At 71.5% G+C, this 18,312-nt stretch carries 12 protein-coding genes; 5 read left to right on the forward strand and 7 right to left on the reverse strand.

Features of this window, described 5'->3' with window-relative positions; genetic code table 11:
- Positions 1 to 10: 10 nt before the first annotated feature.
- Together ACIHIX_RS15130 and ACIHIX_RS15135 are read right to left on the reverse strand one after the other, a co-directional pair.
- Positions 11 to 1,339 (reverse strand): CAP domain-containing protein, encoded by a 1,329-nt coding sequence (locus ACIHIX_RS15130; protein WP_399955068.1) that lies wholly within the window; start codon positions 1,337 to 1,339, stop codon positions 11 to 13.
- Positions 1,340 to 1,426: 87 nt separating this feature from the next.
- Entirely contained in the window at positions 1,427 to 2,653 is a 1,227-nt protein-coding gene (locus ACIHIX_RS15135) for a serine hydrolase domain-containing protein (RefSeq protein ID WP_399955071.1), read from the reverse strand.
- Between the two features lie 314 nt (positions 2,654 to 2,967).
- Between ACIHIX_RS15135 and ACIHIX_RS15140 the strand changes: the two genes are divergently transcribed.
- The 5 genes from ACIHIX_RS15140 to ACIHIX_RS15160 all read left to right on the forward strand — a co-directional run bounded on the left by ACIHIX_RS15140 (position 2,968) and on the right by ACIHIX_RS15160 (position 11,422).
- Positions 2,968 to 4,725, forward strand: a complete 1,758-nt coding sequence (locus ACIHIX_RS15140) for a M4 family metallopeptidase (protein WP_399955074.1) — start codon at positions 2,968 to 2,970, stop codon at positions 4,723 to 4,725.
- 132 nt (positions 4,726 to 4,857) lie between these two features.
- Positions 4,858 to 6,030: an ROK family protein gene (locus tag ACIHIX_RS15145; protein ID WP_399955076.1), complete on the forward strand. Its 1,173-nt coding sequence runs from the start codon at positions 4,858 to 4,860 to the stop codon at positions 6,028 to 6,030.
- A 28-nt stretch (positions 6,031 to 6,058) separates the two neighbouring features.
- Positions 6,059 to 7,864 (forward strand): alpha-galactosidase D, encoded by a 1,806-nt coding sequence (locus tag ACIHIX_RS15150; protein ID WP_399955079.1) that lies wholly within the window; start codon positions 6,059 to 6,061, stop codon positions 7,862 to 7,864.
- A 19-nt stretch (positions 7,865 to 7,883) separates the two neighbouring features.
- Complete coding sequence (locus tag ACIHIX_RS15155; RefSeq protein ID WP_399955082.1) at positions 7,884 to 10,235, forward strand: glycosyl hydrolase family 95 catalytic domain-containing protein; 2,352 nt, start codon at positions 7,884 to 7,886, stop codon at positions 10,233 to 10,235.
- On the forward strand, positions 10,232 to 11,422 hold the full coding sequence (locus ACIHIX_RS15160; RefSeq protein ID WP_399955085.1) for an SGNH/GDSL hydrolase family protein: 1,191 nt from the start codon (positions 10,232 to 10,234) through the stop codon (positions 11,420 to 11,422). The genes ACIHIX_RS15155 and ACIHIX_RS15160 overlap by 4 nt, the downstream gene beginning before the upstream one ends.
- A gap of 7 nt (positions 11,423 to 11,429) precedes the next feature.
- Here ACIHIX_RS15160 and ACIHIX_RS15165 read toward each other — a convergent pair whose 3' ends face one another.
- The 5 genes from ACIHIX_RS15165 to ACIHIX_RS15185 all read right to left on the reverse strand — a co-directional run bounded on the left by ACIHIX_RS15165 (position 11,430) and on the right by ACIHIX_RS15185 (position 18,310).
- Positions 11,430 to 14,348 (reverse strand): ATP-binding protein, encoded by a 2,919-nt coding sequence (locus ACIHIX_RS15165; RefSeq protein WP_399955088.1) that lies wholly within the window; start codon positions 14,346 to 14,348, stop codon positions 11,430 to 11,432.
- 55 nt (positions 14,349 to 14,403) lie between these two features.
- The gene (locus ACIHIX_RS15170) at positions 14,404 to 14,757 is read right to left on the reverse strand and encodes a UBP-type zinc finger domain-containing protein (RefSeq protein ID WP_399955090.1); all 354 of its coding nucleotides are present in this window, start codon (positions 14,755 to 14,757) and stop codon (positions 14,404 to 14,406) included.
- Positions 14,754 to 16,211 (reverse strand): ATP-binding protein, encoded by a 1,458-nt coding sequence (locus ACIHIX_RS15175; protein WP_399955093.1) that lies wholly within the window; start codon positions 16,209 to 16,211, stop codon positions 14,754 to 14,756. The genes ACIHIX_RS15170 and ACIHIX_RS15175 overlap by 4 nt, the downstream gene beginning before the upstream one ends.
- On the reverse strand, positions 16,208 to 17,884 hold the full coding sequence (locus tag ACIHIX_RS15180; RefSeq protein ID WP_399955096.1) for an FAD-dependent oxidoreductase: 1,677 nt from the start codon (positions 17,882 to 17,884) through the stop codon (positions 16,208 to 16,210). The genes ACIHIX_RS15175 and ACIHIX_RS15180 overlap by 4 nt, the downstream gene beginning before the upstream one ends.
- Positions 17,885 to 17,950: 66 nt before the next feature.
- Positions 17,951 to 18,310, reverse strand: coding sequence for a VOC family protein (locus ACIHIX_RS15185; protein ID WP_399955099.1), 360 nt, complete (start codon positions 18,308 to 18,310; stop codon positions 17,951 to 17,953).
- Positions 18,311 to 18,312: the final 2 nt, after the last annotated feature.

The raw sequence follows: 18,312 nt of genomic DNA on the forward strand, positions 1-18,312 counted from the left end.
CGTCACGGGGTCAGGCGCCGAGGAGCTGGGTCCAGTACGTCCCCGCCGCACCACCGCCCGCGAAGCCGATCCCTATGTGGGTGAAGTCGGGGGTGAGGATGTTGGCGCGGTGGCCCGGGCTGTTCATCCAGCCCTCGACGACCTCGGCGGGGGAGCGCTGACCGCAGGCTATGTTCTCGCCGATCGAGCGCCGCGTGGCTCCCGCTGCGGCGGCCCGGTCCCAGGGCCGGCTCCCGTCGGGCGCGGTGTGGGCGTAGAAGGCGCGGGCGATCATGTCGGCGCTGTGTGCCTGCGCGGCGGTGGTGAGACGGGGGTCGACGGCCAGGGGCGGCAGCCCCTGCCGGGTGCGCTCGCGGTTGGTGAGGTCGACGACCTCGGACGCGGTGCGGGCGAGCTCGGCGGGGGTGAGGGGGCGGGCCCACAGGGCGGTCCAGTAGGTGTCGCCGGAGCGGCTGTCGGCGACGTACGCGAGGCCCGCGTGCGTGAACGCCGGGTCGTGCAGGGTCTGTCGGGACTGTGCGGTGCGCAGGCAGTGGTCGATGAACTCGGCCGGGGTGCGGGGGCCGGAGACGAGGTGTTCGCCGACGGTGACGTAGCTGTATCCGGTGGCGGTCAGGCGCTGGTAGACGGAGACGCCGTCGGGGCCCTCGACGCCGAGGCGGCCCGACGCGGCCATGGCGGCGGCATGGGCGCGGGCCGCGGAGGAGAGTCGGGCGTCCGGGGCGACGAGCGGTGAACCGGCTGCGGCGCGGGCGGAGTTGACCAGACGGAGGAAGCCGTCGGGGTCGGGAGGCGAGGAGGGGGTGAGCGGTGGTGCGGGTGCTCTGGAGCTCAGGGGCCGCGGTGGGGGCGCCGGTGCGTCGTCGGTGACCTCCACGCCGAAGTCCCGAGCCAGTCCCGCCAGTCCGTCGGCGTACCCCTGGCCGAGGGCGCGGAGCTTCCAGCCGGTGCCGCGTCGGTAGACCTCGGCGAGGAGCAGGACGGTCTCCTGCCGTGGGCGTGGTGGGGCGAACCGGGCCAGGAGACGCCCACCGGGGCCCGTGACGTCCAGCACGGGTGCGGGCAGCAGGCCCAGGGGAGTGCCGGGGTCGGCCGGACTGGCGACGACCGTGACCCTGGAGGCACCGGCGCGCAGTCGGGCCGGGTCGAGGGTCAGGGTGTCGCCGGTCAGCCGGGCACCGGGGGCGGCGGGTTGGTTGTAGAAGACGAAGTCGGTGTCGCCGCGGACCCTTCCGTCGTCGTCCGTGATCAGCGCGGACACGTCGAACGGGCCGGGGACCCGGACGGTCACGATGCCGCTCGGCAGGGGCAGATTGCCCCCGGGAACCAACTCGGTCATCGGGCCGTCCTGCTGGTGTCGTGGCGCGGAACCCCGGGAGGGGGTGTCCGGACAACGTCCGCCCCCCGGCCCCGGGTTCCCGCCGCCTCAGTCCCTCGGCACGCCGGGCGCGATGTCCTCGTACCGCTCCACCCCGGCCGCCGAGCCGCGCGACGTCTTCGCCCGCTTCCCGCAGAACGCCGACTCCAGCGTGCCGAACATGGTGTTGAGGACCGTCCCGTTGTTGGAGGTGTTGACGGCCGCGCTCAGGCTGCGCCTGCCGTCCTTCGAGGTGAACGCGTACGTGTAGTAGCCCTGGACGGCGCCCGTGTGGCCGTACACCGAGACCCCGCAGGACAGGGTCCGGCGGCGCAGTCCGAGGCCGTACGACGTGTTGCTGTTGACCGTCCACCAGCGCCGCATCTGGTCCAGGCTCGCGGCGGAGGTGAGCTTGCCCCGCAGCAGTGCCGACAGGAACGTGTTGAGGTCCCCGGCGGTGGAGATGACCGAGCCCGCGCTCTGTGCCCAGGACGTGGTCTGCCGGGTGGCGTCGACGAGGGCCGCGCCCGGCGTGTCCGGGGTCAGGTAGCCGCGGGCGTGGCGGCCGGGGAGCTTCGTGTTCGGGTGGACGTAGAAGGTGTCGCGCAGTTTCAGGGGCTCGAAGACGCGGCTCCGGTACTCGGTCTGCACGGGGTGGCCGGTCAGCTTCTCGATGAGCATCCCGGCGACGACGAAGTTGGTGTTGGAGTACGAGTAGGCGGCGCCGGGGCCGTTGGTGCGGGCGTGCCGCAGGGAGCGCTCGACCAGCTCGCGGTAGGTGAAGACCTTGGTGCGGACGGCCTCGAAGCCCGGGACCGTGCGCGCGAACATGTCGTTCGTGTAGTCGTACAGGCCGCTGCGATGGCTCAGGACGTGCCGCACGGTGATGCGGTCGTCGGGCAGCAGTCCCGGCAGATAGTGGTTGACGGACGTGTCCAGCCGGAGCTTCTTCTCGTCGACCAGTTGCAGCAGCACCACGGCGGAGAAGGTCTTGGTGACGGAGCCGATGCGGAACCGGTCGAGCGTGCTGATGGTGCGTCCGGTTCCGCGGTCGGCGACTCCGGTGACGGCCCGGTGGACCGCGCCGCGGTCGTCGATGCGGGCCAGCGCGCCGGGCGCGCCCTGCCGCACGGCCGTGCGCAGCACCGCGCGGACACCTTCGAGGTCCGGCTGCGCCAGGGCCGTGGCACCGGCCCGGGCGGGGGCACTGTCCGCCGTGGCGTGCGCCGGGACCGCCAGCAGGGACAGCAGGACCGTCCCCGACACCGTTGCCGTGCGCAGTGTTTGTGATGACATCCGACTGTTTCTCCCGTTTCTGGCGGTGAGTCCTCGATGCGAGATCGGTCACACGGACGCCGGGCAACCTTCTCGCAGCCCGTCACATCTCCACAGCCGACGCACAGTTGGTCAGCCGCTGATCACTGGGCGGTGCGGATTTGCAAAGTATTGCCCTGAAAAGCCAGAAAACCGATGATTTAGGCTTTACGTGGACATGACTCATCCGTAAGGGTTGCGAACCGGGGCCCGACCAGCCCCCATGGCGCCCAACCGCGCCATGTCCCAGGGCGGTTGGTGATCCCGGCCGCCTTCGCACGAAGGAACCCTCAACAGTGCGTAGACCCCACATACGCAGCCTGGCTGTCGCCGTCACCGTGGCGACGGCCGCCACGGGGCTCGCGGGCACGGCCATCGCCGACCCGTCCACGGGGAAGCCCGACCAGGCTGCGGCCGTCACCGCCACGACCGTCGTCGACGCGGCCCGCGCCGCCGCGTTCGCCCACGCCACCGCCACCGGTGTGGCCCAGGGCGACGAACTCCACGCCCAGGACGTGCTGATCGACCCGGAGGGGGCCCGGCACGTCCGGTTCGTCCGGACGCACCAGGGCATGCCCGTCCTCGGCGGCGATCTCGTCGTCCACCTCACCGAGCGGCTGACCTACACGGGTGTCACCCGGGCGGCCGACCACCAGGTCGAGCCCAAGGCCGCGCGCGCCCGGCTCACCGCCGGCCAGGCCGAGGAGAAGGCCGCCGCCGTCGCGAAGGGCGCCGCGGAACCGGCCGAACTCGTCGTCGACGCCCGAGACGGCGCCTCGGCCCTCGCCTACCAGGTGCGGGTGACCGCCAGCGCCACCACCGAGGCCGGCGGCTCCCGCACGGTCGTCGTCGACGCCCTCACCGGCAAGGTGCGCAGCAACACGCCCGACAGCGACGAGTTCCTGTCGCCCAAGCTCGTCGAGGCCCTGCGGGAGCGCGGCGAGACGCTCGACCCGGCCACCGGCACCGCCCCGCAGGCCTCCGCGCTCGCGGCGACGGCGTCCGGTACCGGGAACTCGCTGTTCGCCGGCAAGGTCACGCTCACCACCACCAAGACGGGCACGCGCAGCTACCTCCTGAAGGACCCCAGCCGCTGGGGCACCGAGACCCGCGACGCCAAGGGCCAGGAGCTGGAGATCTTCACCCGCGGCAAGAAGTTCACCTCCACCACCAACAAGTGGGGCAACGGCACCGTTTCCAGCCGGGCCAGCGCCGCCGTCGACGCCCAGTACGGCATCACCAAGACCCTGGATTTCTACAAGAAGACCTTCGGTCGCAAGGGCATCGCCAACAACTCCAAGGGTGCCAAGGCGATGGTCCACTTCGGCAACAGGGTGGCCAACGCGTTCTGGGACCCGACCTGCGGCTGCATGCTGTACGGCGACGGCGACGGCGACATGTTCAAGAAGCCGCTCGTCGTCCTCGACGTCACCGGCCACGAGCTCACCCACGGCGTCGTGGACGCCACCGCCCGCCTGGAGCCCACCCGGGTGGACGCGGACGGCAACCAGTACGGCGAGGCAGGGTCTCTCAACGAGTCCCTGGCGGACGTCTTCGGCTCGAACGTCGAGTTCAGCGCCAACAACCCGAAGAACCCGCCGAACTACCTCCTCGGTGAGAAGCTCGGCCTGGACCAGAAGTTCCTGCGCCGCCTCGACAAGCCGTCCCTCGACGAGCTCGAAGGCGCCATCGACTACTGGTCACCGGCCGTCTACGACGCCGAGGTGCACGCCGGCTCCGGCGTCTCCTCGCACGCGTACTACCTCCTCGCCGAGGGCAGCGGCCGCAAGACGATCGGCAGTGTCACCTATGACTCGCCGACCATCGACGGCCTGCCGGTGAAGGGCATCGGCCGCACCAAGGCCACGGCGATCTACTACCGCGCCCTGACCCGCTACATGGTCTCCACCACCGACTTCCACGACGCCCGCGTGGCGACGCTGAAGGCGGCGAAGGACCTCTACGGCGCGGGCAGCACGGAGTACAAGGCGGTGGACCGCTCCTGGGCCGCCGTGAACGTGACCGCGGCCAACACGCCCGCGGCCCGGCACTGATCCACCGGCCCGACCGCCGGAAGCCTCGCATCCGGCGGCCGGGCCGCCCGGCACAGCGTCGACAGAGCCGACGCACAGTCAATTCTGTTTCTTTTATTGACGACGGAAAAGAACCCTCATAGGTTTCCGGCCATGCGCCCGACCCCTGGAGCCGAGACGTTCCCCGTCAACACCCCCGCCACCTCCCAGGTGTTCACCGCCGTCCTGACCCAAGGCCCCCTGGCCCGGCTGGAGGTGGCCCGGCGGGTCGGGCTCTCACCGGCCGCCGTCACCAAGGCGGTCCGACCGCTGATCGAGGCCGGGTACCTGGTGGAGGACGCGGACGCGGAGGCCCGGCCCGCGCTCGGGCGCCCCGCCAACCTGGTCCGGGTCGACGGCGGCCGGGCGCTGTTCATCGGCGTCAAGGTCACCGGCGACGAGATCATCGGCGTTCTCAGCGACCTGTGCTGCCGCATCCGCCACGCCCGGCACATATCCCTGCCCGACCGCGCCCCCAAGGCGGTCCTGGCGTCCATCGCCGAGCTGACGCAGGACCTCCTCGCCGAGGCGGAGGGCCTCCGGGCGCCCGTCCTGGGCCTCGGCGTCGCCGTCTCCGGAGACGTCGACCGCGGCGAAGGGACCGTCCGCTACTCGCCGTTCCTCGACTGGCGTGACGTACCGCTCGCCGAACTCGCCGCCATGACCACCGGGTTGCCGGTCACCGTCGACAACGACGTGCGGGCCCTGACCGTCGCCGAGCAGTGGTTCGGCGCCGGCGCCGGACTGTCCGACTTCGCCGTGGTGACCGTCGGCGCCGGCATCGGCTGCGGTCTCGTCGTGCACGGCCGGGTGGTCGCCGGGGCGCACGGTGTCGCCGGGGAGATCGGCCATGTCACCGTCGACCCGGCCGGTCCGCCCTGCCACTGCGGCAACCGCGGCTGCGTGGAGGCGATCGCGGGAGAAGCCGCCATCGTCCGGCAGATCCGGGAGGCCACCGGCGTCGAACTCGCCGACGCCGCCGAGGCCCTGGCCATGGCCCACCGGGGGGTCCCCGGGGCGCGGGAGGTGTACGCACGCGCCGGCGAGGCGATCGGCCGGGGCATCGCCACCGTCGCCAACCTCCTCGGCCCCGAGCGCGTGATCATCTCCGGTGAGGGCCTGACCGCCTACGACCTGTTCGCCGAGCAGATCCGTGACGCCTTCGTCGCGGCCGCCTTCGGCTCCGCCGCCCAATGCGACGTCCGTACCCGCCCGTTGCCCTTCGAGGAGTGGGCGCGCGGGGCCGCCGCCACCGCCATCCAGTCCTTCATCCGAGCCGACAGCTGAATCGAGCCGACCCCAGGAGGTACGACCCATGCGGTCATCCTCGTACTTCGCCCTGCCCGCGCGAGCCCTGCTGGTGCTCGCCCTGACCGCGGTCGCCGTCCCCACGGCCCACGCCGCCGACACCACCCCGCCCGCTCCCGCAGCGGACGCCTCCGCGCCCACCCTCGCCGCCAAGCCGTACATGGGCTGGTCCAGTTGGAGCATGCAGTCCTCCAAGTACCCCGGCCTCAACCCGGACGGCGACTACAGCTATCTCACCGAGGCCAACGTCCTGAAGCAGGCCGGCGCCCTGGCCACCAGGCTGAAGAAGTACGGCTACGACCACGTCAACATCGACGCCGGCTGGTGGATGGACAAGAACTGGAAGTCCGGGTTCGACGAGTACGGCCGCCAGAAGCCCGACCCCGGCCGCTTCCCGCGCGGCATGAAGGCCGTCGCCGACGACCTCCACGCCAAGGGCCTCAAGGCCGGCATCTATCTCCCGGCGGGCCTGGAGAAGGGCGCGTACGGCGGTGGCGGGACGCCGATCCACAACGCGGACGGCTGCACCACCGCCGACATCGTCTACGACGACCTGCGCACCACCAACGGCTGGGACAGCTCCTACAAACTCGACTTCGCCAAGCCCTGCACCGCGAAGTACATAGATTCCCAGGCGCAGTTGATCGCCGACTGGGGTTACGACTTCCTGAAGCTCGACGGCGTCGGCCCCGGGTCCGGCAAGAGCGGCGACCAGTACGACAACGTTGCCGACGTCGCCGCCTGGAACAGGGCGATCGCCGCCACCGGCCGCCCGATCCACCTCGAACTGTCCTGGTCCCTGGACATCGGCCACGCCGGCGACTGGAAGAAGTACTCACAGGGCTGGCGCGTCGACACCGACGTCGAGTGCTACTGCAACACCCTCGTCAGCTGGGAGAACTCCGTCGACGACCGCTGGGACGACACCCCGGCCTGGACCCGGCACGCCGGGCCCGGCGGCTGGAACGACCTCGACTCCCTCGACGTCGGCAACGGCGAGATGGACGGCCTGACCAAGGCCGAGCGCCAGAGCTACGCCACCCTGTGGGCCATCGCCAAGTCCCCGCTCTACACCGGCGACGACCTCACCCGCCTAGACTCCTACGGCCTCTCCCTGCTGACCAACCGCGAGGTCATCGCCGTCGACCAGGGCACCGACCCGCCCGCCCACCCGGTCACCCCGTCCGACCCGCAGCAGGTGTGGGCCGCGAAGAACACCGACGGCACCTACACCGTCGCCCTGTTCAACCTCGCCGACAAACCGGCCTCCGTGAGCGCCGACTGGTCCACCCTGGGCTTCCAGGGCAAGGCGGCCGTCCGTGACCTGTGGAACCACGAGAACCTCGGCACCCACAAGAACGGGATCACCGAGGCCCTGCCCGCCCACGGCTCCCGCCTGTTCACCGTCACCCCGCGCGGCACGACGCTGCGGTGGACCGGCATCGAGGCCGAGTCCCCGTCCAACACCCTCGCCGGCAACGCCTCCGTCGCCGACTGCTCCGCCTGCTCCGACGGCAAGAAGGTCGGCAACCTCTACCTCGGAGGCAAGCTGACCGTCGACAACGTCGTGGTCGCCGAGCCCGGCACCTACCAGATCAAGGTCGCCTACGTCAGCGGTGACGCCCGCTCCGTGAACGTCTCCGCCAACGGCGGCGCGGGCACCGGCCACAAGTTCCCCTCCACCGGCGACTGGGGCACGGTCTCCAGCGTCCACGTGCCCGTGACCCTCAAGGCCGGCACCAACACCATCACCTTCGACAGCGGCACCGGCTACGCGCCGGACATCGACCGGATCGACGTCCCCCAGTCCTGACCCCCCACCAGGAGCCGCCATGACCACCGAACCCTCCAGACGCGGCCTGCTCGCCCTCGCCGCGACGACCGGCGCCCTCGCCGCGCTGCCGACCTACACCGCCACCGCCGCCCCGGACCGGCCCACCGCCGACTCACCGTCGTACGAGGGCGATTCCCGCACCACGCTCTGGTGGCGGGCCCCCGCCGACGAACACTCGATGATCGAACAGGGCCTGCCCGTCGGCAACGGCCGGCTCGGCGCCCTCGCGAGCAACGACCCCGGCCGTGAACTCCTTCTCGTCACCGACGCCACGATGTGGACCGGTGGCCTCAACGACACCCTCGACACCGACGGCCAATTCCCCTACGGGCGCGCCGACTTCGGTTCGTTCACCCTGCTCGCCCGACTGGCCGTGAACATCCCCGACCACGACCTGTCCGCCGTCAACGGCTACCGCCGCACCCTCGACCTCGCCCGAGGCGTGGTCACCACGTCGTACGTCCGCTCCGGTGTCACCTACCGCCGGGAGATCTTCGCCAGCCACCCCGACGACGTCATCGTCCTGCACTTCACCCAGAGCGGCGGCGGCCGCTACACCGGCTCGGTGACCCTGGAGGGCACGCACGGCGAGGGCGCGACGGGCGTCTCCTTCGGGGCGGCCCTGCCCAACGGGCTGCGCTACGGCGCCGCGGTCGAGGCGTACGGCAGCGGCGGCCGGGTCGCCGTCCACGGCACCCGCGTCGAATTCTCCGGCTGCCGCGAGCTCACCGTGGTAGTCAGCGGCGGCACCGACTACGCGCCGGACCCGAACGCGCACTACCGCGACCCCTCCCTCGACCCCGAGAAGCTGGCCCGCACCAAGGTCCACGACGCCGCCGCGCACCCCGCCGACACCCTGCTGCGCACCCATGTCGCCGACCACCGCGCCCTGTTCGGACAACTCGACCTCGCCCTCGGCACGTCCACGCCCGCACAGCGAGCGCTGGACACCTGGGAGCGGCTGAAGGCCCGCGCCCGCGACGGAGTACCCGACCCCGAACTGGAGGCCCAGTACCTTCAGTTCGGCCGGTATCTGATGATCGCCGGATCACGGGACAGCCTCCCGCTGAACCTCCAGGGCCTGTGGCTGGACGGCAACGACCCGGACTGGATGGGCGACTACCACACCGACATCAACCTCCAGATGAACTACTGGACGGCCGACCGGGCGGGCCTCGCGCAGTCCTTCGACGCGTTCACCGACTACTGCCTCGCCCAGCTCCCGTCCTGGACGGACCTGACCCACCGCCTCTTCAACGACCCGCGCAACCGCTACCGCAACTCCACCGGAAAGAACGCCGGCTGGACCGTCGCCATCTCCACCAACCCGTACGGCGGAGGCGGCTGGTGGTGGCACCCGGCGGGCAACGCCTGGCTGTGCAACTCCCTCTGGGAGCACTACGAGTTCACCGGCTCCCGCACTCATCTGGAGAAGATCTACCCCCTGCTCAAAGGCGCCTGCGAGTTCTGGGAGGCCCGGCTGCTCACCCTCACCCTGCCGGGCACCTCACGGGAAGTGCTCGTCGCCGACAGCGACTGGTCGCCCGAACACGGGCCGCTCGACGCCAAGGGCATCACCTACGCCCAGGAGCTGGTGTGGGCCCTCTTCGGCAACTACTGCACGGCGGCGGCCGAGCTCAAGCGGGACAGCGGCTTCGCCGACACCGTCGCAGGTCTGCGCAAGCGCCTCCATCTGCCGCAGGTCAGCCCGAAGACGGGGTGGCTGGAGGAATGGATGTCCCCCGACAACCTCGGGGAGACCACCCACCGGCACCTGTCCCCACTCGTCGGCCTCTTCCCCGGCGACCGCATCCGCCCCGACTCCCCGCCCGACCTCGTGGCGGGCGCGACCGCCCTGCTCACCGCCCGGGGCATGGAGAGCTTCGGCTGGGCGAACGCCTGGCGCGCCCTGTGCTGGGCCCGCCTCAAGAACGCGGAGAACGCCTACCAGCTGGTCGTCAACAACCTCCGCCCCTCCACCGACGGCAGCAACGGCACCGCGTTCAACCTCTTCGACATCTACGAGGTGGAACGCGGCCGGGGCATCTTCCAGATCGACGCCAACTTCGGTACTCCGGCCGCGGTGATCGAGATGCTCGTCTACTCCCGCCCGGGTCACATCGAACTGCTCCCGGCACTTCCGGCGGCCTGGGCCGCATCGGGAGCCATCAGCGGGGTAGGGGCGCGGGGTGGTTTCGTCGTCGATCTGCGGTGGAGGGACGGGATACCGATCGAGGCACGCATACGGAGCGTCCACGGCCGTACCACGACCGTCGAGTACGGGGGATCGAGGCGCACGGTGACGCTGCGACCAGGCGCGTCGGTCACGCTGAAGGACTTCGACCGATGATCCGGGCCCGCCGCCTGCTGGCCGCAGGCCTGACCGTCGCGGCCCTGCAGATCGCCCCCGCCTCGGCCGCCGACGGTCCGCCCTACGGCGTCGTCACCTGGGGTGCGAGCGCCGACCGCATGGGTGACGGAGTCGCCGACCGGGGCTACCGCATGGTCGTGCACACCAGCGTCGCCGGTCGGGACCTGCGCATCCGGCTCTCCAACGCCTTCGGCGACCGACCGGTGACCTTCGACAGCGTCTACGCCGGGATCCAGCAGGAGGGACCCGAGCTGGTCCGTGGCAGCAACCGGCGGCTCGCCTTCGGCGGTGCGGACTCCGTCACCGTCCCGGCCGGGGCCACCGTCTACAGCGATCCGCTGCCCGGGAAGCTGCCCGCCGGAACCGACCTGGTCGTCAGCGTCCACAGCCCGGACGCGGCAGGCCCGGTCACCGGGCACTGGATGGCCATGCAGACGTCGTACCTCACCGAGGGCGACCACACCGCCGAGGAGAGCGGCGCCCGGTGGGCCTCGCCGATCGGCTCCTGGTTCTACCTCGACTCGGTCTCCGTGCGGGCCGCCCCGGACACCGGTGCGGTCGTCGCGCTCGGCGACTCCATCACCGACGGCTGGCAGTCGACGACCGATCTGAACCGCCGCTGGCCCGACTATCTGGCCCGGCGGCTCCAGAAGACACGGACCACTGTCAAGGGCGTGGCCAACGAGGGCATCTCCGGGAACAGGGTGCTCACGGACGGCCCCGGCCAGAGCGCCCTGAACCGACTGGACCGGGACGTCCTCTCCCAGCCGGGTGTGCGCACGGTGTTCCTCCTGGAGGGCGTCAACGACATCAAATCCCATACAGGTGTCACCGCCCAGGACATGATCGACGGCTACCGGGAGATCGCCGACCGGGTGCACGCGGCCGGCAAGTGCCTCGTCGTCTCCACCGTCGGCCCCTTCAAGGGCTGGTCGGAGTGGGACCCCGCCGCCGAGACCGTACGGCAGGAGGTGAACCGGTTCATCAGGGACAGCGGGGAGTTCGACGCGGTCACCGACTTCGACCGCATCCTGCGCAGCCCCTACGACCCCGAACGGATGCTGCCCTTCTTCGACGGCGGCGACCACATCCACCCGAACGACAAGGGCATGCAGGCGATGGCGGACGCCGTCGACCTCGACAGCCTGAAGTGCGCGGGGGACTGACGGGCCGTCACCGCGGCGCGATCAGGCCCTCGCGGTAGGCGACGGCCACCGCCTCGGTACGGCTCGCGGCCCCCAGCTTCGCCAGGATGTTGGAGACATGGACGCTGGCCGTCTTGCCGCTGATGAACAGCTCCTCGCCGATCTGCCGGTTGCTGCGGCCGAGGGCGAGGAGCCGCAGCACGTCCTGCTCACGGGCGGTCAGCGGCGAGAGCCCGGACGCGGCCTTCGGCGCCGCGGACAACCGCCCCCGGCGCATCAGCGCGTCCGTCTGCTCCAGCAGCAGCGTGGCCCCCAGTCGTACGGCGGCCTCCCGCGCCGCAGCGGCCTCCGCCGCCGCCTCCTCGCGCCGATCCGCCGCCAACAGGGCCTCGGCGTACCGCAGTCGACAGCGGGCGTGCTCATAGGCGTCACCGAAGTCGAACGCGGCGACGGCCTTCTCCCAGGCCGCCACGTCCGGACCGGACACCGCCCGCACCCACTCCGCCTCGGCGCGTGCCAGCCACGCCTGCCCCTCCGGCCCCTGGGGATTGCCGTCGTCACCGCGCGCGGCCGTGTGCCGGGCCAGCTCCAGCAGTTCGTCCGCCGGGGCCGCCCAGCGTCCCGCACCCGCCTGGTCTCCGGACAACCGCAACCCGGCGGTCGTGTCGGCGACCGCGGACAGCGCGAGCGCGGCCAGCCGGACCGCGACATCGGGACGGGTGCCCGCGTCGTCGGTGAGGGCCTTCACGGACGAACGCACCTGCTCCACCGCCGCCTCGGCGTCCCCGCGCAGGGACGCCGCCTCGGTCAGCGCGATGGCCGCGACGAGGCTGGCCATCCAGTCGAAGTGGCCCCGGAGCAGGGCACGAGCCCGGTCGGCGGCCGTGAAGTCGCCGCGGGCCAGGGCGACATAGAGCGCGGGCCCGGCCGCGTACCCGTCTATCGCGGGCAGCATCCCGGCCCCGCCGGCCGCCTTCAGCGCCTCGTCCCAGCGGCCCAGCGTGTACAGCACCAGAAGCTGGAGATGGCGCATCGCCTGCGGGTACAGCGAGGACAGGAGTCCGGCACGCCGCGCCCGGTCGATGCCCTCGGTCAGATGGGGCAGCGCCTCCTCGAGATCGCCGGACTCGTAACTGCCGATGGCGAGGTTGAACAACGCCCGCAGTTCCACCGGTGCGTTGCCCGAGCGGTGCGCCAACTCCCGGGCCTGCCCCAGTCGTTCCCGCCCCTCCGGGGTGCGTCGGCCGGCGCCTTCGAGGCCGGCGAGGGAGATGAGCAGGTCGGCCCGCGCGTCCGTGGCCCCGAGCTGCTCGGCGACCCGCAGCGCCTCGTGCGCGATCCGCAACGCCGTCTCGTTCTCGCCGACATGGCGGGCCGCCATCACATGGGTGGCCGCCGCCCACACCCACGTCCGCGACGGCGGATCGGCCGGGATCAGGGCGAGCGCCTCGCTGCTGTACGCGAACGCCGCGGTCAGACTGTCGACGCTGATCAGGTTCCCGGCCAGGGTGTAGCGGACCCGGGCTGCGAGTTCGGAGTCGGCGTCCTGGTCGATGCCGGCGAGCGCGGAGCGGGTGAGGGAGACCGCGCGATGCGACTCCCCGGCGTGCGCCGCAGCGGCCGACGCGCGCAGGGTGAGCGTGACCCGGTCCTCGGAGGGGCGCGCCGACGCGTCCACCGCCGACCACAGGTCCAGGGCCGCCTCCAGATGCCGTAGCTCCTCGGCCGGCGCCCCGACCCGCTGGGCGTGATCGGCGGCCTCCAGCGACGCGGCCAGGGCCTCGGCGAGATCATGGCTCTCGCGGTAGTGGTGGGCGCGCTCCGCGGCGGACTCCGCGCGACGGCCGCGCGCGGAGAGCAGTCGGGCGAACGCGCCGTGCAGCCGGGCCCGTTCGCCCGGCAGCAGATCGGCGTAGACGGCCTCACGGGCGAGCGCGTGCCGGAAGGAGTAGGTGTCCCCGTCGCCCGGCACGAGGAGCTGCCGTCCGGCGGCCTCGCGCAGCGCCGACTCCAGCTCGTCCTCCGGAAGTCCTACGGCCTCCCGCAGCAGGTCGTGCTCGACCCGCCGCCCGGCCACGGCGGCCGTGCGCAGCACCAGCTGGGCGGTGTCCGACAACTGCTCGAAGCGGATGAGGAGTACGTCGGCCAGCCCGCTCGGCACCCCGCCGACCTCGGTGTCGGTCGCGGCGACCAGCTCCTCGGCGTAGAAGGCGTTGCCCTCGGCCCGTTCCACGATCCGCCGGACCGTGGCGTCCGGCAACGGCCGCTCCCGCAGCGCCTGCACGAGCCGCGTCACCTCCGCGTCGCCCAGCGGCCGCAGTTCGAGGCGCTCCACGGCGGGCAGCCGCACCAACTCGGCCAGCAGCGGCCGCAGCGGATGACGCCGGTGCAGATCGTCGGCGCGGTACGACGCGAACACCGCGAGTCGATGCGTGGGCGCCCCGCCGGCCGGGCGCTGCAGAATGCCCCGGCTGAGCAGGAAGCGCAGCAGGTCCCGCGAGGACTGGTCGGCCCAGTGCAGATCCTCCAGCACGATCAACACGGGGGCCACGTCCGCGAGATCGGCCAGGAGCCCCGCGATGCCCTCGAACAGCTGGAGCCGGCCGCCGCTGCCCTCGCCGCCCAGCAGCCGTTCGGCGACCGGATGACCGGCGAGCACGGGGGCGAAGCGCTCGTCGGAGGCGAGCACACCGAGGATCTCGGTGAACGGCAGATAGGGCAGACCGACGTCCCCGAGGTCGACACAGTGCCCGGTGAGCACGGTCATCCCGTCCCGGGCGGCGCTCTGGGTGACCTCGTCCAGCAGCCGGGTCTTGCCGACCCCGGCGTCCCCACCGATGAGAACGGCCCGAGCGGCCCCGCCGCGCGCACCCTCAAGGACCGTGGCGAGGCGGGCCAGTTCGTCGTCACGCCCGACGAGTGGCGAGGAGAAGGAGGTCAGAGGCACGCGTCCATCCTGTCACTGTGCCGACCCGTTCGGGCGCGGGGGGAGCTTGTGGCGCTCAGCCGCGCAGCGTCCTCGCCCAGTCGGCGGGAACCCGTCCCTCGGGCCCCGGCGCCGGCTGGTCCGCCGGATGACTGTCCGGCGCCGCGAGCGCGGGGCCCGACTCGAACATCTCCTTGGTGCGGAAGTTCCAGTACCAGTCCTCGCCGGGTTCGTAGCTCTGCACCAACGGATGCCCGGTCTCCTGGAAATGGGCCGTCGCGTGCTTGGCGGGGGAGGAGTCGCAGCACCCCACGTGCCCGCACTGCGCACACCGCCGCAGATGGAACCACCATCCGCCGACGGCGTCACAGTCCACGCACCCGCTCCCGCTCGGCGGCACGCTGGGGTCCAGGCCCTGGATGTCGGTCATGCCGGCTCCTCGATGGTGTCGTTCTCCTCGGCGGTGAGCGGCAGCAGCACCTGGAAGCGGGTGTCGCCCGGCTCGGACTCGACCTGGAGGGTCCCGTGGTGCTTGTTCACGACGATCCGCCACGAGATGTCGAGGCCGAGGCCGGTGCCCTCGCCGACCGGCTTGGTGGTGAAGAACGGGTCGAAGATCCGGCCGCGGATCTCCGCCGGCACCCCGGGCCCGGTGTCCTTGAACTCCACCAGCAGCCGCTCGTGCTCCAGCGCGGTCCGCACGGTCAACGTGCCTTCGCCGCCCGCCCCGTTGATCGCCGCGACCGCGTTGTCGATGAGGTTCGTCCACACCTGGTTGAGCTCCGCAGGGTACGCGGGGATCTTCGGGAGCGTGCGGTCGTACTCCTTGACGACCTTGATCTGCTGCCCGATCTTGCCGGAGAGCATCAGCAGGGTGCTGTCGAGGAGTTCGTGGACGTCGGCGTTCTGGAAGGGCGCGCGGTCGAGCTGCGAGTACTGCTTGGCGGCGTCGACGAGATGCGAGATGCGGTTGGTGGAGTCGTTGATCTCGTCCATCAACAGCTCGGTCTCGACGGTGTAGTTGAGCCAGCCGATCGCGTTCGGCAGGAGCTCCTCGTCCACGGCCGCCGCGACCTGGTTCAGCCAGTCCACGTCGAGCCCGGCCTGCACGAAGGTGGGGGCCAGCCGCCAGCCGTTCTGGATGTCGTGGTCGTCCAGCCAGTCGGTGACCGTGTCCTCCCGGTCCGAGGCCTCCAGCGGGCTCAACGTCGGTGCCTTGGCGACCCGTTCGGCCGTGCGGTCCTGGATGTCGATGAGGTTCGCCATGACTTCGGGGGCGTAGTTCCCCTGGGCGATGACGGCGAGCTTGTGCCGCATCTTGCCCACGCGCTCGCGCAGGGTCGCGGTGGCCCGTACGGCGGCGGCCGCCGGGTTGTTGAGCTCATGGGTGAGCCCCGCGGACAACGAGCCGAGCGCCAGCAGCCGTTCGCGCTGGCCGATGGCCCGCTGGGTGCTCTTCGAACCGAAGAACAGCCCCTCCAGCAGATGCACCGCCATCGGGAACCACTCCTGCATGAAGTCCGAGAACTTCTCCCCCGGCAGCACGAAGAACCGCGTGGGCTCGGTGACCCGCATGGAGTTGTTGTAGACCTGCGGCACCCGGTCGCCCAGATACGCCTGCATCGAGCCCGCGTACACCCCGCTCTGGGAGGTACGGGTGACCTCCACGTCGTCGCCGGCGACCCGGCGGGACAGCACGACCGTGCCCTCGATCATCACGTAGAAGCAGGTGGCGGGCTCGCCCTCGGTGTAGACGGGACCGGGTTCGAACCTCTCCACCCGGCCCGCGCTGCACAACTGCCCCAACTGCTCGGGGGACAGCTTCTCGAACAGGAACAGCGACCCGATCTCCACGGGGCTGCACGGCATCAACTGCCCGCTCATGACTGCTCCAGATAACGGTGGACGAGCATCACGGCCATGGCTCCCTCTCCGACGGCGGACGCGACCCGCTTGGCGGACTCGGCGCGCGCGTCGCCCGCCACGAACACGCCGGGAATGTTGGTCTCCAGGTGGTACGGCGGCCGGTCCAGCTCCCAGCCCGCCGGCGGCCGTCCGTCGGCGGTGAGGTCGGGCCCCGCGAGGATGAACCCGTGGTCGTCCCGCAGCACCGTGCCGTCCAGCCAGTCGGTGAGCGGGGCCGCGCCGATGAACACGAACATCCACTGGGCGTCGACGAGTTCGGTCTGCCCGGTGTCGACGTCGCGCAGCGTGAGCTGCTCCAGATGGCCGGAGCCGTGAGCGGCCTCGACGACCGTCCGCGCACGCACCGAGATGTTGGGTGCCTCGCCGATCTGCTGGATCAGGTAGTGCGACATCGACGCGGCCAGGTCCGGGCCACGCACCAGCAGGGTCACCGACTTGGCACCCTTCGACAGGTACATCGCCGCCTGTCCGGCCGAGTTGGCGCCGCCGACGATGTAGATGTCCTGCCCCTGGCAGGAGGCCGCCTCGGTCAGCGCCGAGCCGTAGTACACCCCGCATCCGGTCAGGTCGGTGCAGCCCGGCGCCTGCAACTGCCGGTACGACACACCGGTCGCCAGGATCACGCTGTGCGCGGCGATCGCGGAGCCGTCGGAGAACCGTACGACCTTGGCGGCGCCGTTGATCTCCAGTGCCGTCACATCGCGTGCGGTGAGGATCTCGGCGCCGAACTTCGCGGCCTGCCGCCGGGCCCGGTCGGTGAGCTGCGCCCCGGACACGCCGTCGGGGAAGCCCAGGTAGTTCTCGATGCGTGAGCTCTGCCCGGCCTGTCCGCCGGTCGCCGACCGCTCCACGAGCACGGTCCGCAGCCCTTCCGACGCCCCGTACACGGCCGAGCCGAGTCCGGCAGGACCGCCGCCGATGACGACCAGGTCGTAGAACTCGGACGTGGGCGTGGTCGCCAGGCCCACCCGCGCGGCCAGCTCCGGCGCCTCGGGGGCGACCAGCGGGGTCCCGTCCGGCGTGATCACCAGCGGCAGCCGCTGCCCGTCCTGCCCGGCCGCGGCGAGCAGCCGCTGCCCCTCGGGCTCGTCGGCCGAGTACCAGCGGTACGGCACCTGGTTGCGGGCCAGGAACTCGCGCACGTCCGAGGAACGCGCCGACCAGCGGTGCCCGACCACCTTGGTGCTGGGCACGGGCCGGTAGTCACTGCACTTCCAGGCCTCCAGCAGATCGTCGAGGACCGGGTAGAGCTTCTCCTCCGGCGGGTCCCAGGGCTTGAGCAGGTAGTGGTCGAGATCGACGACGTTGATCGCGTCGATCGCCGCGCTCGTGTCCGCGTACGCCGTCAGCAGCACCCGCCGGGCGCCCGGGTACACGTCGAGGGCCTGCTCCAGGAACTCGATGCCGTTCATCTGCGGCATCCGGTAGTCGGCGAGGATCACCGCCACCAGATCACCGCGCAGCTTCAGTTCACGCAGCGCCTCCAGCGCGGACTCACCGGACTCCGCGCGGACGATCCGGTACGACTCGCCGTAGCGCCGCCGCAGGTCACGGGCGACGGCACGGGAGACCCCCGGGTCGTCGTCCACGGTCAGGATGACGGTCCGCGCTGTTTCGGCGGCCTGTGTCATGCGTTTCCCACCCCGGGTTGTCGGCTGTGGCTGTCGCCCATCGTATGTTCGAACGTCCTGCTTCGCTCAGGTATGCGGCGTCCCACCGCTGAGCACACAGAACTCGTTGCCCTCGGGATCGAGGAGCGTCACCCAGGACTGCTCGCCCTGCCCGATGTCGACGTGCCGGGCGCCGAGCGAGAGGAGCCGGGTGACCTCCGCCGCCTGGTCGGTGGGGCGGAAGTCGAGATGGAGGCGGTTCTTGATCGTCTTGCGCTCGGGGACCGGGACGAAGAGCAGTCCGGGCACGCGGTCCTGCTCCGGGCGGATCTCGTACTCGTCGGGCGCGTCGGCGACCACGACCCAGCCCAGCGCCTCGGCCCACCAGCGGCCCAGGGCGGCGGGGTCGGCCGAGTCCACGATCACTTGCTCCCATTCGAGGCTCATGG

Source organism: Streptomyces sp. NPDC051913 (assembly GCF_044593635.1).
Classification (GTDB): domain Bacteria; phylum Actinomycetota; class Actinomycetes; order Streptomycetales; family Streptomycetaceae; genus Streptomyces.

What these genes read in the sequence shown, in the direction of transcription:
- ACIHIX_RS15150 (WP_399955079.1), top strand. Translation starts at nt 6,059, where the DNA reads ATGCGGTCATCCTCGTACTTCGCCCTGCCCGCGCGAGCCCTGCTGGTG.
- ACIHIX_RS15185 (WP_399955099.1), bottom strand. Translation starts at nt 18,310, where the DNA reads ATGAGCCTCGAATGGGAGCAAGTGATCGTGGACTCGGCCGACCCCGCC.
- ACIHIX_RS15130 (WP_399955068.1), bottom strand. Translation starts at nt 1,339, where the DNA reads ATGACCGAGTTGGTTCCCGGGGGCAATCTGCCCCTGCCGAGCGGCATC.
- ACIHIX_RS15145 (WP_399955076.1), top strand. Translation starts at nt 4,858, where the DNA reads ATGCGCCCGACCCCTGGAGCCGAGACGTTCCCCGTCAACACCCCCGCC.
- ACIHIX_RS15160 (WP_399955085.1), top strand. Translation starts at nt 10,232, where the DNA reads ATGATCCGGGCCCGCCGCCTGCTGGCCGCAGGCCTGACCGTCGCGGCC.
- ACIHIX_RS15180 (WP_399955096.1), bottom strand. Translation starts at nt 17,884, where the DNA reads ATGACACAGGCCGCCGAAACAGCGCGGACCGTCATCCTGACCGTGGAC.
- ACIHIX_RS15155 (WP_399955082.1), top strand. Translation starts at nt 7,884, where the DNA reads ATGACCACCGAACCCTCCAGACGCGGCCTGCTCGCCCTCGCCGCGACG.
- ACIHIX_RS15135 (WP_399955071.1), bottom strand. Translation starts at nt 2,653, where the DNA reads ATGTCATCACAAACACTGCGCACGGCAACGGTGTCGGGGACGGTCCTG.
- ACIHIX_RS15170 (WP_399955090.1), bottom strand. Translation starts at nt 14,757, where the DNA reads ATGACCGACATCCAGGGCCTGGACCCCAGCGTGCCGCCGAGCGGGAGC.
- ACIHIX_RS15175 (WP_399955093.1), bottom strand. Translation starts at nt 16,211, where the DNA reads ATGAGCGGGCAGTTGATGCCGTGCAGCCCCGTGGAGATCGGGTCGCTG.